We start from the raw sequence: 14087 nt of genomic DNA, 5'->3' as shown, positions 1-14087 counted from the left end.
GAGGCTTATCTTCCCGCGCTATTTCGGCGCGAAGTAGAATTGCTCGGGATTGGCGGCACCGGGATGGGTATATTCGGTGCTGGCGAGCAGCGTTTTCGGCACGTTGTGCAGCTGCTTGTTGATGATGCCGTAGTCCGTGGTCGGCTGCATGATGCCGATCGTGTAGAACTGTTCCTTAGCGATCTGCATCACCTGCTTCATCAGATCGAGACGCTTGCCGGCATCGACAGTGGCGAAGATCTCGTCATAGAGCGCCATCTGCTTCTTGACGGCCTCCGGCGGCTCCTCTGCATTGCTGTCCTTGGCGTACCACTGGCCCCAGGTGGTCGCGTAGAAGGATGCCCAGGACGAGGGCAGAAAGTATTTCGGATCGAACAGCGTATCGGCGCCTCCAGAGGCGGACCAGACGGCCGCATCGTGATCGTTGGATTCGACACGCTGGTTGAGCGCCGTCGTGTCGGTCGTGTTGATCAGCAGGTCGATACCGACATTGCGCCAGTATTTCTTAATCAGCTCGGCGGTATCGATCCACGGCTGGCGCAGCACGGAGACGTCGATGGTGAACTGGATCGGCTTGCCATCCGGACCGAGCCTGGTACCGTTACCGTCCTTCTTGGCGAAACCGGCATCATCGAGCATCTTATTGGCCTGGCCGGGATCGAACTTGGTGAACTGGGTCGCCATCTCCTCATCGAAGAGAGGTGACTCGGGTCGTTCGACGGTCTGGTAGGGCAGGCCCTGGCCGAGCCAGATCACCTCGATGATCTCATCGCGGTTGATCGCCGTCGACAGCGCTTCCCGGAAGGCCTTGTTGCCGAAGATCTCGCGCTTGACCGGGTTCTTGTCGGTCAGGTTCAGCGACACGATCATCAGGTTGGCGCGGTTCGGCAGGACCTCGTAGAAGTCGTAGTTGCCACGTTCCTGGTTGTCGAAGAAGGTCCCCTTGTTCTCAGGCGTGGTGACGAAGCCGATATAGCTGTCGACCATGTCGAAGTCGCCATTGGCGGCCTTGAGCAGCGTCACCTGCGGATCGGATATGATATCGATCGTCGACTGATCCATGTAGGGCAGCTGATTGCCCGCGGTATCGACCTTGAAATAGTAGGGGTTGCGCTTTGCCACGACCTGGCTGCCATTGCCCTGGCCGATGCCGGAAGACACGATCCACGGGTTGAGGCGCGGCAGGTCGGGATTGCGCCAGGCATCCGCCTTGGCGTTGAAATTCGACACCCAGTTCTGGCCGCCGGAGGCCTTCGCCTCGGCATCGGCATCCTTGTTATATTTGGTGTGGAATTTCTCGAGGTAATGCTTCGGATAGGCCGTGGGCACATTCGGCTCGGGATCGTTTGCCGGTGTTGCGAGCGCCTGCAGCAGCAGGCCGTTCGGCGCGGCAAATTTGAACTTCACCGTATAGTCGTCGATCTTCTCGACGACCAGCGGCTTGCCGCCGCGGACAGACCATGTCGGCTTTGTCGGCATGACCTCGGTGTTGGAGTAGACGTCCTCATACCAGAACATCACGTCGTCAGCCGTGTAGGGCTGACCGTCCGACCACTTCATGCCTTCGCGCAGCTTGAAGGTATATTCCGTACCGTCGGCGTTGACGTCGACAGATCTGGCCACGTTCATGACGACGCCCGGCACGATGTCCTTCTGCTCCATGCCGGGTTGCCACGTCTCCCAGCGCGTGAAGTTTTCGTATCCGATCGTGCGCACCAGCGAGGAAATGTCGCTTGCCGATGCCATGGTCAGCCGCCAGGTTCCTCCATACTGCCCAACGCTTTCGAAGGGCTTGACGACGAGCGGCTCCTTCGGCAACCGTTCGGCCACTGGTGGTAGCTTGCCTGCGTCGACCTCCTGGGTCAGCATCGGCGCGTCCTTATAGTCCTGAGCGAGGGCAGTCCCCGCCGTCAGCGCCAGCAAAGCGGCAGCAGTTGAAAGCCGCCGCAGCAGTTTCATTCCGGTATTCAGGTCCATGATCTCTTCCTCCTCGAGGGAGAACGGTCGTTGCCGTCCGCCCTGCTTCTCCATCCCTTGTGCGTCAGTGCTTCCCCTCCACGGAAAGCACTTCGAATGCTTCTACCGGTGGCAGGTCGAACCAAGTGTAACCCTCACCATCAGGACCGGCCGCAGCCGTCAGCGGCTGACCGGCGACGAGCGCCTGTGCCTTGTCCGCGGCGTTGCGGATGCCAAGCCGAAGCCCGTGCACGGCAGGCGCATCCTCATAGAGATTGTTGCGCTGGCCGCCGAAATTGACGACATGCACGAGCATGCGGCCGCTCGACTGCTGATGCTGGATCGTCACTTCCAGCGAACCACGGCCTTCTAGCTTCACCGGGGCCGGCGCGACATTGCGTTCCAGCAGTTCCGAAATGAGCAGGCGATGGTTGGGCAGGCTGTCGCGKAAATATTGCCATTCCGGATTCCACGGGATGTAGACCACCTTGCCCTTGCCGTAATCGCCGGTGATGACGCCCGGCAATTCGCTCTCAATATCCGGGAAGCAGAGTTCGGGAGGTCCGAAGCGCTGGGGGGGCAGCAGCGTCAGCAGCGTCTTGGCCCCGTCCTTCGGATGGGAGACGAAATAACGTCCGTCGAGCATCAGCAGGGTGGTGAGTGGCGTTGGCAGTTCGCCGTCGGCTATCCGGAAATACGATCCCCGCATGTGCATGCGCGCAGAAGGCTTGTCCTTGACCGGCAGGCTTTCAAGCGCCGGCGTCTCGCGCGCGCTGCCACGCTCGTCGTAAAAGCCGGTATCGCCGGTCACGAGGAGCACGCCGCCGCCCTTGACATAGGCGTCGAGACGCTTCGCCTCCTGGTCGCCGAGGCAAGAGACGTTGGCAAGCACGATGGCGTCATAGCCGGCGAGGATCTCCTTGCCGTTGTCTCCTTTGACCAGATCATCGCTGACGAAATCGAAGGCAAGCCGTGCCTCGACGAGGGCGCGATAGGCGCCGCGGAAGGCGGTGTCGCCGAGGGCCGCGCTGCCTGTGCATTTGCGGAAGGTGCCGTTGCTATGGGAGTGGTAGAGCCCGATGCGCGCGCCGGAGCGCAGCCCGGTATAATGCGCCTCGTGGTCACGGTGCCAGCGGAAGAGTTTCGAAATGTCGGCGAAGGGCGTCTTGTCGTCCTGATCCATGACGCCGAGCAGGTAGTAGTCGAGCGTCGCGCCGCTGGCGAGCTGCTGGGCAAAGCGCAGCATGTGGTAGCCGCCGCTCTCCGAATGGAAGCGCCAGGCGAAGTCGACGAAATTGGTCGAGGTCGACGAGAAGGTCTTGCCCTGGCCGTAGGCGGCGGCCCAGCGGGCTTGTTCGCCAGCCTGATAGGGCCATTCGGGCTGCGGGCGGTCTACGGCGCGCTGCACCTCCATGCGGATCAGGTCGGAATCGCCACGATGGCCGGTCATCGCCACCTTCGGATTGACCTGCTTGATATGCTTGTAGACCTTGCTGCGCAGGTCGAGCGAGGTCTTCTCCTTGAAGCTCAGGTAATCGGCATAGGCCGGATCAGAGAAATCCTCCTTGAGCGGCAGTTCCTTCTTGTACATCGCGCGGAAGCGTCGGCGGCAATTGTCACAGACGCAGATGCCGAAGTAGTCGCCGGAATAGGTGAAGTTCGTATAGCCGAACATATTGAAGAACACGCCGTCGACCTCATACTTGCCAAGCGATTCCGAGATGATCTCCAGCGCGTAATCCTGATACCAGCCGCCATTGACGCAGGCCTGGTAGGTCCCGTTGTATTCGAGCGCGTCACCCTTAATGTTGTGCACGAACCAGTCGGGATGGGCCTCGTAGGCGATGCGGGTCGCCTTCGACATGTCGAAGCGGCCGACCAGCGAGAGGCCCTCCGCATGCGCCGCCTCGATCGCGTCGCCAAGAGCATCGCCCTTCATGTAGGGGTTGACGGCGTGGAGAGGCAGCTTGGTCGGGTAGAAGGCGAAGATGCCGCCGATATTGTAGAGCAATACGTCGGCACCGAACTCGCGTATTTCCTTCGCCAGCCGCTTCTGGTCATAGAGAGCATCGGGCTGGCGCAGATTGGTCTGCACCATGCGGTAGGGACGTTTCCACCAGACCGGCTGCGTCGCGGCGGCGGCCTTATTTTCAACGGCGTCAAGCAGCATTCTCGTTTACTCCCTTTAAATCGAGACTTTCAGCGTGGTGGCAGGCAACCTGCGTTCCGTTCACATCCCTCGTGGCGGGATCCACTGTCCGGCAGAGGTCGGTCGCAAACGGACACCGCGGATGGAAAGCGCAGCCGAGCGGACGGTTGGCGGGGTCGGCGACCTCGCCCTTCAGCCGCATGCGCTTCTGGCTGCGCGCAAGGCGCGGATCCGGGCGCGGCACCGATGCCAATAGGGCCGCCGTGTAGGGGTGGCGCGGACGCGAGAAAAGCCGGTCCGTCGTCGCCAGTTCCACCACCCTGCCCGCATACATCACAGCCACACGGTCGGAGATGTATTCGACGACGCCGAGATCGTGCGAGATGAAGAGATAGGTCAGGTCGAACTCCTCCTGCAGGTCCTGCAGCAGGTTGAGCGTCTGCGCCTGGATGGAGACGTCGAGGGCCGAGACGCATTCGTCGGCGACGACGATCTTCGGGCGGACCGACAATGCGCGGGCGATGCCGATGCGCTGGCGCTCGCCGCCCGAAAAGGCATAGGGGTAACGCGCCATATACTCCGGCCGGAGGCCGACGCGCCGCATCAGGTCGGCGACCCGGCTCTCCACCTCCGCCTTGTCGGTCACGCCGAAATTGCGCAGCGGTTCGGCGATGATGTCGATGACCCGGCGGCGCGCATTGAGCGAAGCGAAGGGATCCTGGAAGATCATCCGGATGTCGGAACGATAGGGCCGCATCTCGGCGGGCGTCAGATGAGAGAGGTCAACGGCCTCGCCGCCCTTCTTGTAAAGGATCCGGCCATCCGTCGGCTCCAGCACCCGCACCAGCGCCTGTCCGAAGGTCGTCTTGCCGCAACCCGATTCCCCGACGAGGCTCAGGGTTTCACCGGGGTTGATCGAGAGCGTTACGCCGTCGACCGCCTTGATGTGGCGGACCGTGCGCTTGAAGAAGCCCGACGTAACAGGAAAATGCACCTTGACATTCTCGGCCCGGATCAGCGGTTCGTCGGCGGAGAGATCCAGTCGGGGTTGGCCGGCATGCATCATGTTCATACTCATGCCTCCACCGGATTTTGGGTCTTGAGATACTGCGGATCGCGCAGATGACAGGCGCCGAAATGATTGGGCCGCAGTTCCTTCAGCGCCGGACCTGTCCGGTCGCAGAGCCCGGCAATGGCTTCCGGGCAGCGCGTGTTGAACGGACAGCCCGCCGGCCTGTCGAGCGGATGCGGCACCATGCCCTCGATCGCCTTCAGCCGCTTGCCGGCCGCATGCCTGGCACCGAGCTTGGGAATGGAGGCGAGCAGCGCCAAGGTGTAAGGATGCTGCGGATCGTAGAAGATGTCGTCGACGCTGCCGCGCTCGACGACCTGGCCGAGATACATCACCGCCACCTCGTCGGCGATCTCGGCGACGACGCCGAGATCGTGGGTGATGAACATGACGGCCATGCCAGTTTCGTCCTGCAGTGCGCGCATGAGCTCGAGGATGTTCGCCTGCGTGGTGACGTCGAGCGCCGTTGTCGGTTCGTCGGCAATCAGCATGGCCGGTCGGCAGGCGAGCGCCATGGCAATCATAACACGCTGCCGCATGCCCCCCGACAACTCGAAGGGATAGGAGCCGAGCCGCCGGCGCGGATCGGGGATGCCCACCCGATCGAGTGCCTCGACCGTTCGCTCGATTGCGGCCTTGGTGCCGATCTTGTGGTGCAACAGGATCTTTTCCACCAGCTGATCGCCGACCGTATGCACAGGGCTCAGCGAGTTCATCGGCTCCTGGAAGATCATCGCGATGTCGCGGCCGCGGATCGAACGGATCTCCTTGCTGGCCGGATCGAGCCTGGCGATGTCGACGCTCGTCTTGCCATCGCGGCTGAAGACCATGCTGCCGCCGACGACGCGCCCGGGTGGCGTGACGATCTGCAGCACTGAGCGCGCCATCATCGACTTTCCCGAACCGGATTCGCCGACGATGCAGAGCGTCCTGCCACGGCGGACGTCGAGATCGACGCCGTCGACCGCCTTGATCAATCCCTCACGAAGGTTGAAATGAGTCTTCAGCCCGCGAACGGAGAGGATGGATGTTTCGGACATGGTGCTCATGAGTATGGATCCGCTGCATCACGGAGCCCGTCTCCGAGGAAGTTCAAGGATAGTACGGTCACGATGACGAGAACGCCCGGCGCCAGAAGCCATGGCGCCTCGGCGAGCGAACGGATGTTCTGCGCCTCTTGCAACAACACGCCCCAGCTGACGACCGGCGGACGCAGGCCTATGCCAAGGAAGGAAAGCGACGTCTCGGCAATAATCATTGCCGGAATGGCGAGGGTGGTTGCCGCGATGATATGGCTGATGAAGCCAGGCACGAGATGGCGGGTAATGATCCTCATCTCCGACGTGCCGTCCAACCGGGCGGCGACAACGAAGACTTCGTTGCGCCAGGACATGAAGCGTCCTCTCACCTCGCGAGCGAGCGAGGTCCAGCCGATCAGCGAGATGATCATGGTGATGATGAAATAGACGAGGATGGGCGACCAGGTCACTGGGATTGCGGCGGCGAGGCCCATCCAGAGCGGGATCGTCGGCACCGACATGATGAACTCGATGACGCGCTGGATGGCATTGTCGACCATGCCGCCGACGTAGCCGGAGATGCCGCCGAGAAAGACGCCCAGCACGAGGCTGATCGCCACGCCGATCAGGCCGACGGAGGTCGACACGCGCGTGCCGTAGATGAGACGGCTGAGCACGTCGCGCCCAAGCCTGTCCGAACCGAGAAGGTAGAAGGGCTGCTTCGGATCCTTCGGCCCGATCAGATGAATGCTGGAGGGAAACAGACCCCAGAAATTATAGGTCTCGCCGCGCACGAACAGACCAACCGGTATGCGGACATTGGGATCGACCGCGAAGACCTTGCGCAGCGTCTTCGGGTCGCGTTTCGAGCTGAATCCCGTCACATGCGGCTCGAAACGATAGGAGCCGGCCTCGTCCACGGAAAACAGCTTGATCCCCTGCGGCGCCAGCATCGTATAGGCGGAATCATAGTAATCGGGCGTGCGCGGTGCCAGGAATTCCGCAAAGACGGCGACGAGATAGATCAGGAGGATGACGATCCCGCTCCAATAGGCGAGCTTGTGCTCCTTGAACTTAAGCCATATCAGCTGGCGCTGGCTGGCGAGACCGATGGCCGCCGCCGCGGCAACGGTCTGCGGCGGCGTCGAGGCTTCAGCTATCGCCGCCATGCCGGTGTACTCCCGGTGGGGGCGACCAACCCGTTGATTTCATTTCTAGGCAACGCAGACAAGGCCACAGGCTTCCTCCCTTAGCCGCAACTTCACACCGAAATGGGAATGTTGTTTGCTTGTTGTTAGCCTAAACTGGCGGCAAAGAAACTACGCGTCAAGCAGATTGTTTGCTTCGAGCGATCAAAAAACCGCTGGAATCTGGCTTGCTGCGTGTGCGAAAAGGCGAGTAAAGCAAAAAATACAGTCACATGCTGCCACGCTCGACCGGACTTACGCGAAATCCGGGCAAAAGTGGTGCGACGCACAATGAGATTTGATTGACAGGAACCGCAACATTAACCTAACAAGTGTAAAGTTGCGCTTCCCGTGTTGCCGCAATTTCATCTTGGAAAAGAAAACACCGATGAGCCGTGTCACACTTCAGGAAATCGCTGATCATCTGGGAATTTCAAAATTTGCAGTCTCGAGGGCGCTGACAGGCAAGCCCGGAGTGAGCGAGGATACGCGGCGTAACGTCCTGTCCGTTGCCGAGCAGTTCGGCTACATCGCACGGCGCACGAAGGTGACGTCACAATCGATCGAGGTCATCTTCCACGACCGATCGGTCTCCAACCGCGAGCTCTGGATTGACGTTCAGCACGGCATCGAAATGGAGGCGACGCGCTTCGGCTGCTCGATGGCGGTGCGCTGGACCAGTGACCACCGCATCATCGAGCGGCTGGAGGACGCCTCGCTCGGCTTCGTACTGGTCGGGCCGCAGGAACAGAAGATGTTCGATGCTGCCCGCGACAGCTCCGTGCCGGCCGTCGTCGTCGCCCATATCGTGCCGGAACTCTACACGATGGACCAGATCACCGCGACCGACGTCGAGGCCGGCGTCTTCGTGGCGAAGTTCCTCTATGGCCTCGGGCACCGGCGCATGGTCTATGCACATGGCCAGCTCGGCTATCCCGGCCGCTATGCGCGCCTGAGGGGCTTCTCCGAGGCGATCGCCGAGCTCGAGGGTGCCGAGCTTCGGGAGATCGCCTTCAAGGAGGACTATATGGCCGCCGACCTTCGCGAGGCGGTGCTGAAGATGGCGAATGATGGCTTCGAACCGACGGCAGTTTTCTGCGGCAGCGACGGCGTTGCTGTAACCGTGGTCTCGGAATTGATGCGGATGGGCATTTCTGTGCCGGAGGACGTTTCCGTGGTCGGCCATGCGGACTATCCGATCGCCACCCAGGTCTCGCCGAACCTCACGACGATCCATATGCCGCACAAGCAGATGGGGATCGCCGCAGTGCGCCAGCTGCTGTCGCGTATTGGCCTCAACGGCCAGCTGAACGACCTGCCGCCGCAGCGCCTCAGCCTCGTGCCGCATCTGGTCGAGCGCCAGTCGACGGCGCGGGCGCCGGCAGGCTCCTGGAAATCCAAGCTTTGATGACAAGGTGAAACGCGTAGGGAGGCATGCATGAAGATCGGATTTATCGGGCTCGGCGTCATGGGCAGGCCGATGGCGGGGCATCTGATCGATGCCGGTCACACGCTGTCGCTCCATCGCGTCAAGGAGGTCTCTCGTCCTCTCGTCGACAGGGGCGCCAGCCAGGCCCCGAGCGCGGCGCAGGCGGCAGCGCAGTCCGATGTGGTGATCTTGATGCTGCCTGATACGCCCGACGTGGAAACGGTGCTCTTCGGCGCCGGCGGCGTTGCCGAAGGGCTTTCCCCGGGCAAGCTGGTGATCGACATGAGCTCGATCTCGCCGATCGCCACCAAGGATTTCGCCCGGAAGATCAAAGAGCGCGGCTGCTCCTATCTCGACGCGCCCGTTTCCGGCGGCGAGGTCGGCGCCCGCAACGCGGCGCTGACAATCATGGTCGGCGGAGAGGAAGAAGCCTACAGGCGTGCCCTGCCGCTGTTTGAAAAGATGGGCAAGAACATCACGCTGGTGGGTGGCGCCGGTGACGGCCAGACAGCCAAGGTTGCCAACCAGATCATCGTCGGTCTGACCATCGAGGCGGTTGCGGAGGCGCTGCTCTTCGCCAGGAAGGCTGGTGCCGATCCGGCCAAGGTCCGCCAGGCGCTGATGGGCGGTTTTGCTTCGTCTCGGATCCTCGAGCTGCATGGCGAACGCATGATCAACAGCACCTTCGATCCGGGCTTCCGCATCGCGCTGCATCGCAAGGACATAGCCCTTGCGGTCGAAAGCGCCCGTGCCCTAGAGCTCGCGCTGCCCAATGTCGCCATGGTGCAGCAGATGATGAACGCCGCCGTAGCGCTCGGCGACGGCGACAAGGACCATTCGGCACTGATCCGCACGTTGGAGACGCTTGCCGGCGTCCCGTACGCCTAGCGGCGGCATTCAGGGAAAGGGCGGGAAGCCGCAGCACGATGAGCAACGTCACACTCGACATGATCGCCACGCGCCTCGGCATCTCGAAGTTCGCAGTGTCACGCGCCCTCTCTGGAAAACCTGGCGTCAGCGAAAAGACGCGGCGCAGCATCATCGAGGTCGCCGAAGAGCTCGGCTATCGCATCCCGCGCATGAAAGGCTGCGACGGGCGGTCGATCGAGGTTATCTTCCATGATCGCAACGTCGCCAACCGCGAGCTCTGGGGCGACGTTCAGCACGGGATAGAGGCGGAAGCAAGCCGCTGGGGTCTTTCCATGGCGGTGCGCTGGACGAAGGACTGCCGTATTGTTTCTCGTGTCGAGAGATCGACGGTCGGCTTCATCCTCGTCGGCCCACACGACACCGATATGCACAAGGCGGTGCGTGACAGCCATCGACCCGCCGTCACCGTCAATCACCGCGTTCCACCGCTCGACGGCATGGACCAGGTCACTGCCACCGATGTCGAGGCCGGCGAATTCGTCGCGGATTTCCTGATCGGCCTCGGCCATCGCAGAATGGTGTATGTACACGGGCGTGCCGGCTATCCCGGCCGCGAAGCACGACTGTACGGCTTTGCCCGGACGATCGCCTGCCGCGGCGATGCGACTGCGCGCGAGATGATTTTCGAATATGACGATGAGGCCTCGACCTTCCGGTCATTGCTCATTGCCATGGTCGATGAGGGCTTCGTGCCGACGGCGTTCTTCTGCGGCAGCGATGGTGTGGCCGTCACCGTCGTTTCCGAACTCGTCCGGATGGGGCTGCGGGTGCCGGAGGACGCAAGCGTCATCGGCCATGCCGACTATGCGATCGCCTCGCAGATATCGCCCAAGCTCACCACGCTGCACATGCCGCACCGGCAGATGGGATTGACGGCGGTACGCCTGCTCCTTTCGCGGGCCGGGCTGACCCTGCCGGTTGCCGATCCGACTCCCATGCGCATCAGCCTTGTGCCGCACCTCGTGGCGCGACAGACATCCGGGCCGCCGGGGCCTGGATCCTGGCAGGCGCGGCTTCAGCGCTGATCCCTGACACCGATCAGGGGCCGGCGGGTGCGATGGCCGCCTCCGGTGCGAAGCGGACGCGATGCATCATGCGCTTCTGGCGTGGATCGGGACTTGGCAYGGCCGAAATCAGCGCTTTGGTATAGGGCTCGTCGGGACTTGTGCATATCTTTTCCGACGACCCGACCTCCACGACCCTGCCCTTGTACATCACCGCCACGCGGTCGCAGAAATAGCGGATGACCGATATGTCGTGGGAAATGAAGATGAAGCTCAGGTCGAGACGCGTCTGGATGTCGAGCAGCAGATCGAGGATCTGAGAGCGGATCGAGACGTCCAGCGCCGAGGTCGCCTCGTCCGCCACGATGACCCTCGGATCGAGCGCCAGCGCCCTGGCAATGCCGATGCGCTGCCGCTGACCACCCGAGAAGGCATGCGGATAACGGTCCATCATGTCGGGCGACAGGCCGACCATGCGCAACAGCTCTGAGACCCGGTCGTCGCGGGCCTTGCCGCGAGCCATGCCATTGATCCGCAGCGGATCACCGACGATCTGTTTCACCGTCATGCGAGGGTTGAGCGATGCGAAAGGATCCTGGAAGATCAACCGTACCTGGGCATGGTAGGCGCGAAGCGCCGCACCGCGCATCGCAAGGACGTCGCTCTCCACGCCGTTGGCGTCGCGATAGCGGACGGAGCCCGCTGTGGGCTCGGCAATCTGCATGATGAGCCGGCCGAGCGTCGTCTTGCCGGAGCCGCTCTCGCCGACGATACCGAGGTTTTCACCTGGATAGAGATCAAGGCTGACATCGTCGACGGCGCGCAGGCCGCCGCTCCAAGTGCCGTCGACCGCCTGCCTCGATCCATAATATTTGCTGAGGTTGCGAACCGAAAGCACCGGTTCGATTGCGGCCGCGGCACCGTCGGAAAGATTACTTCGCTGGCGCGAATTATGTTCAAGCTTGCGGGTCRCCTCCAGCAGATGGCGGGTATAGGGGTGCTGCGGATCGTGGAATATCGCCTCGACCGGCCCCATCTCGACGATCTCGCCATTGCGCATCACAGCCACTTCGTCGGCGACTTCGGCCACCACGCCCATGTCATGGGTGATGAGCAGCACCGCCATGCCGCGGCTCTGCTGCAGCCGCTTGATGAGATCGAGGATCTCGGCCTGCGTCGTCACGTCGAGCGCCGTCGTCGGCTCGTCGGCGATCAGCACATCGGGATTGCAGGCGAGCGCCATGGCGATACAGACGCGCTGGCGCATGCCGCCGGAATATTCGAACGCATAGCGGTTGGCCATCTCCGCCGGGTTGTTGATCTCGACCTGGCGCAGCAGCTCGATCGTGCGCTTGCGCGCCTCCGATTTTTCGAGGTGAAGATGGATCTGCATAACCTCGTCGATCTGGTCGCCGATCGTGTGGAAGGGCGATAGCGCCGCCATCGGCTCCTGGAAGATCAGCCCGACCTTGCCGCCGCGCACCGCTCTGATCTGCGGGCCGTTCGCCTTGAGCGCGGTGATATCGATGACCTCGGCATCGCGCATCAGAACGATCCTGCCCGATGTGATGCGGCCGGGCTTGTCAACGATCTGCAGCAGCGAGCGCGCCGTCACCGACTTGCCAGAGCCGCTTTCACCGACGAGGCAGAGCGTGCTGCCTCGCTTGATCGAAAAGCTGACATCCTTGACTGCCTTGAACACTGAGGTCCGCAGCTGGAACTCGATCGAGAGCCTCTCCACCTTGAGAACGTCCATGGCCACGGGCTCGCTCATCGCTGTCTCCTAGTCGGAATAGGGGTCGGCCGCGTCGCGCAGGCCGTCGCCGAGAAAATTGAGAGCCAGGACTGTCGCAATGACGGCGACGCCAGGCAGCAGCAGCCAGGGCGCGGTCGCGACAGTGCGGATGTTCTGCGCCTCCTGCAAAAGCACGCCCCAGCTGACGACGGGTGGACGCAGACCGACGCCGAGGAAGGAAAGCGCGGTTTCGCTGAGGATCATCACCGGGATCGCCAGCGTCACCGCCGCGATGATGTGGCTGGCGAAGGAGGGCAGCATATGGCGGAAGATGACGCTCATCTCCCGTGCGCCATCAAGGCGCGCCGCCGTCACGAAATCCTCATTCTTCATCGCCAGGAAACGTCCGCGCACGACGCGTGCAAGGCCCGTCCAGCCGACGAGGGAGAGGATGATGGTGATCATGAAATAGACCTGAAGGGGCGGCAGCGTCGGCGGGATCGCCGCGGCAAGCCCCATCCAGAGCGGGATGGTCGGGATGGCGAGCAGGAACTCGATGACACGCTGGATTGCGGTGTCGATGCCGCCGCCGTAATAGCCTGACAGGCCGCCGAGAATGATGCCGAAGACAAGGCTCAGCGAGACACCGACGAGACCGACGGTCATGGATACGCGCGTGCCGTAGATGACGCGGCTCAGCATGTCACGGCCGAGGCGGTCGGCGCCCCAGAGATACATGGGCTGGCCGGCCTTCACAGGCCCGATCAGGTGAATATTGGAAGGGATGAGGTTCCAGAGCTTGTAGGGCGCCCCGCGCACGAACAGGCCGACCGGGATCTTGCTCTCCGGGTCGATGACGAATTCGCGCGCGAAACTCTCGGGATTGACGCGGACCTTGTAGCCATGGACGTAGAGGCCGAACCCGCCATTGTCCCACATGTGCAGCCGCTGCGGCGGCGCGTAGGTGTAGCGAGCCGAATAGTCGCCGGCGCCCTGCGGCGCCAGAAACTCAGCGAAGGCCGCCACCAGATAGATGCAGATCACTATAATGCCGCTTGCAACTGCAAGCCGGTGCTTCCTGAATTTCCACCAGGCCAGCTGCCAGGCGCCGGCATGCTCGGCGTCCTTGATGTGGGCCACTTCTTCTGGCGCGCCTGCGCCATCCGCAGCCGCGGTCTTGCCGGTCCTGTTCCTGTTCCAGGTGAACAAAGGCCTTACTCCGTCAGTTCGTGCCATCACCCGTTCCTCACTTGTAGCGAATGCGAGGATCGAGCCATGCGAGCAGCAGGTCCGAGATCAGCGTGCCGATGACCGTCAGCACCGAGAGCATCAGGATCATGGCCCCCGCGAGATAGACGTCTTGCGAAATCAGCGCTCGCAACAGCAGCGGGCCTGTCGTTGGCAGGTTGAGGACGATCGCGGTGACGGTTGCGCCGGAGACGAGCTCCGGCAGCGTCCAGCCGAGCGTCGAGACAAAGGGGTTGAGGGCGGCGCGCACCGGATATTTCAGGATCAGCCGCCATTCCGACAGGCCCTTGGCCCTCGCGGTCGTCACATAGGGCTTGTAAAGCTCGTCGAGCAGGTTGGCGCGCATGATGCGCACCAG

The 14087-nt window shown here is 62.4% G+C and carries 11 protein-coding genes; 3 read left to right on the top strand and 8 right to left on the bottom strand.

The genetic code is table 11. The features are described from left to right. Window positions 1-18: 18 nt before the first annotated feature. The 5 genes from AC1D35_RS19340 to AC1D35_RS19320 all read right to left on the bottom strand — a co-directional run bounded on the left by AC1D35_RS19340 (window position 19) and on the right by AC1D35_RS19320 (window position 7365). The gene (locus tag AC1D35_RS19340) at window positions 19-1977 is read right to left on the bottom strand and encodes an ABC transporter substrate-binding protein (RefSeq protein ID WP_477853783.1); all 1959 of its coding nucleotides are present in this window, start codon (window positions 1975-1977) and stop codon (window positions 19-21) included. A gap of 64 nt (window positions 1978-2041) precedes the next feature. Beyond that, the gene (locus AC1D35_RS19335; RefSeq protein WP_477939572.1) at window positions 2042-4126 is read right to left on the bottom strand and encodes an alpha-amylase family protein; all 2085 of its coding nucleotides are present in this window, start codon (window positions 4124-4126) and stop codon (window positions 2042-2044) included. Then, a complete protein-coding gene (locus AC1D35_RS19330; RefSeq protein ID WP_477853780.1) occupies window positions 4116-5177 on the bottom strand; it encodes an ABC transporter ATP-binding protein in 1062 nt (353 codons plus the stop codon). The genes AC1D35_RS19335 and AC1D35_RS19330 overlap by 11 nt, the downstream gene beginning before the upstream one ends. 2 nt (window positions 5178-5179) lie before the next feature. After that, complete coding sequence (locus AC1D35_RS19325; RefSeq protein ID WP_113298997.1) at window positions 5180-6226, bottom strand: ABC transporter ATP-binding protein; 1047 nt, start codon at window positions 6224-6226, stop codon at window positions 5180-5182. Further along, a complete protein-coding gene (locus tag AC1D35_RS19320) occupies window positions 6223-7365 on the bottom strand; it encodes an ABC transporter permease (protein ID WP_477853778.1) in 1143 nt (380 codons plus the stop codon). The genes AC1D35_RS19325 and AC1D35_RS19320 overlap by 4 nt, the downstream gene beginning before the upstream one ends. Before the next feature lie 406 nt (window positions 7366-7771). Here AC1D35_RS19320 and AC1D35_RS19315 point away from each other — a divergent pair, with 406 nt between their 5' ends. The 3 genes from AC1D35_RS19315 to AC1D35_RS19305 are packed head-to-tail and all read left to right on the top strand — an operon-like array spanning window position 7772 to window position 10767. Next, a complete protein-coding gene (locus AC1D35_RS19315; protein ID WP_477853776.1) occupies window positions 7772-8791 on the top strand; it encodes a LacI family DNA-binding transcriptional regulator in 1020 nt (339 codons plus the stop codon). A 30-nt stretch (window positions 8792-8821) separates the two neighbouring features. After that, window positions 8822-9700: a 2-hydroxy-3-oxopropionate reductase gene (locus AC1D35_RS19310; RefSeq protein ID WP_477853774.1), complete on the top strand. Its 879-nt coding sequence runs from the start codon at window positions 8822-8824 to the stop codon at window positions 9698-9700. 38 nt (window positions 9701-9738) lie between these two features. Next, window positions 9739-10767: a LacI family DNA-binding transcriptional regulator gene (locus AC1D35_RS19305; protein ID WP_477853772.1), complete on the top strand. Its 1029-nt coding sequence runs from the start codon at window positions 9739-9741 to the stop codon at window positions 10765-10767. Window positions 10768-10780: 13 nt separating this feature from the next. On the opposite strand, the gene AC1D35_RS19300 is transcribed toward AC1D35_RS19305, so the two are convergent. The 3 genes from AC1D35_RS19300 to AC1D35_RS19290 form a co-directional block, all read right to left on the bottom strand. Further along, the gene (locus AC1D35_RS19300; RefSeq protein ID WP_477939567.1) at window positions 10781-12520 is read right to left on the bottom strand and encodes an ABC transporter ATP-binding protein; all 1740 of its coding nucleotides are present in this window, start codon (window positions 12518-12520) and stop codon (window positions 10781-10783) included. Between the two features lie 9 nt (window positions 12521-12529). Continuing rightward, the gene (locus tag AC1D35_RS19295; RefSeq protein WP_113299003.1) at window positions 12530-13717 is read right to left on the bottom strand and encodes an ABC transporter permease; all 1188 of its coding nucleotides are present in this window, start codon (window positions 13715-13717) and stop codon (window positions 12530-12532) included. Between the two features lie 10 nt (window positions 13718-13727). After that, window positions 13728-14087, bottom strand: a 360-nt coding sequence (locus AC1D35_RS19290; RefSeq protein ID WP_477939564.1) for an ABC transporter permease subunit, incomplete at its 5' end; no start/stop codon positions are given.

The organism is Rhizobium sp. P1_E6, from assembly GCF_056405875.1.
Note: the sequence above shows the minus strand (reverse complement) of the source record. Positions and strands in the feature narration are given on the sequence as shown.